This window comes from Prolixibacter denitrificans, from assembly GCF_003014495.1.
GTDB classification, from domain to species: Bacteria; Bacteroidota; Bacteroidia; order Bacteroidales; family Prolixibacteraceae; genus Prolixibacter; species Prolixibacter denitrificans.
Genome location: NZ_PYGC01000029.1, coordinates 1 through 1,928 on the forward strand (window position 1 = coordinate 1; position 1,928 = coordinate 1,928).

General features: G+C 50.4%; 1 protein-coding gene. It reads left to right on the forward strand.

Annotation, left to right across the window (positions count from 1 at the left end):
• Positions 1–566 precede the first annotated feature (566 nt).
• Positions 567–1,883 carry a group II intron reverse transcriptase/maturase gene (ltrA, locus tag CLV93_RS20015; RefSeq protein ID WP_106544008.1) on the forward strand — a complete coding sequence of 439 codons (1,317 nt, stop codon included), beginning with the start codon at positions 567–569 and terminating at the stop codon, positions 1,881–1,883.
• Positions 1,884–1,928: the final 45 nt, after the last annotated feature.

A 1,928-nucleotide genomic window follows, 5' to 3' on the forward strand; every position in this document is an offset into this window, starting at 1 on the left:
TTGTGTGTGCCCAGCATGAGCATGTGCACACTTACTTGTAAGTTCCGGATAAAATTGAAAAATACAAATTTTCCGGATTAAACAATAAGTGTAGCGTGAGATTATTCCAGAGGGTGTAAGTCCCGTACGGGCGGGGGTAACGCCCCGAACCGTTAGCAAGTGGCAAGCTGGTTTACCGTGAGGTATGCAGTGAAGGAAGCCAACCGGCAAAACCCGGTACTGACGAACAGGAACCTGATATGAGGCTATGAGGACGGATGAGCAGGCACATCACTGTGACGTCCAAAAGCTCCTGCAAAGGAGGAGTTCCAAAGTAGTAGATCAGGCAGCGATTGGGTGAAGGAAGATGCTCTTACCTGGGGAGATCTCACCGTCCACGGGTTGGGCAGGGTGAGAAGTCAGCAGAAGCCATAGTAGCTGCAGGAAACGAGCCACGAACAGAGACCGTGGAGGCCTCACAAAGTAGCGAAGGGCTGAACATTAAGATGTTCCCAATTCGTTTAGGAACGGCCGTATAAGCTGTAGCCTCTACTTAGTCGGAACAGGGTAACCGAAAAATGAACAGGATGATTGAAGAGGTTTTAAACCGTCGGAACATGATGCGCGCCTACAGACAGGTGGTATCCAATAAAGGAGCCGCCGGAGTCGATGGTATGGATGTGAAGGAGCTCTACGGACATCTTGAAAAAAACAGGGTCCGTCTGGAAGCGAATATCCGGCAGGGGGAATATCTTCCGCAAGCCATCCTGGGAGCAAAAATCCCGAAGAGTAATGGGAAGAAACGGCTGTTAGGCATACCTACGGTAACTGACCGCCTGCTGCAACAGGCTGTAGGACAAGTGTTGGCTGTTAAGTTTGAAACGGAGTTCGCCGATCAGAGCTATGGCTTCCGGCCTAACCGGAATGCACAACAAGCGGTACTGAAAGCACAGGAGCATATCAACTCCGGTTTTCAATACATTGTTGATATTGATCTGAGAAGCTTCTTCGACGAAGTCGATCATTGCATCTTGTTGCAGTTACTCTATCGCAAGGTGAGATGTCCGCTTACGCTAAGACTCATCCGCAAATGGCTCCGGGCACCGATATTAGTTGACGGAAAACTAAAGAAACGGCGCAAAGGTGTACCCCAGGGAAGCCCGCTCAGTCCGTTATTGTCCAACATCATGCTGCATGAACTGGACAAGGAACTGAAAAGGCAGAACCTGCGTTTCGTTCGCTATGCCGATGACTTTAGCATCTACCTGAAGACGAAGACGACTGCCCGAAAAGTTGGCAACGATACCTTCCGTTTTTTACGGGACAGGCTCAGGCTCCCGATTAACCGGGAAAAGAGCGGCATCCGACGGCCGGTACAGTTCAATGTTCTGGGCTATGGTTTTGTGCCGACTTACCGAAAAGGCGAGAAAGGCCAATACCAACTGGTTGCATCGTATAAAAGCTGGAAGTGTCTGAAGCTAAAACTGAAAACAATCACCCGGAAAACCACCCCGATGAGCTTCGACGAGCGGATACAAAAGCTTGGCGAAGTAATGCGGGGCTGGTTGGGTTACTTTCGGTTGGCCAGTTTGCAGGTTAAACTGCAAGAGCTCGATGGGTGGATCAGAAACCGGCTTCGGTATTGTATCTGGCACCACTGGAAAAAGCCGGAACGGAAAAGGAAAAACCTGATTCGATTGGGTGTTCCACCGGAGCAGGCATACCAGTGGAGTCGTTCGAGGATGGGAGGTTGGGCAATTGCCCAGAGCCCGATTCTGGGAACTACAATAACGGTTGACCGGTTGCGAAAGCGAGGCTATGACTCCATGCTATCCTATTACGCAAAGGTTGCCCCGCATCTTAATGAACCGCTGTATACGAGGCCCGTACGTACAGTGGTGTGAGAGGTTCTCCGATAGGCATTTAGCCTATCGGCAGCCTACTCGATT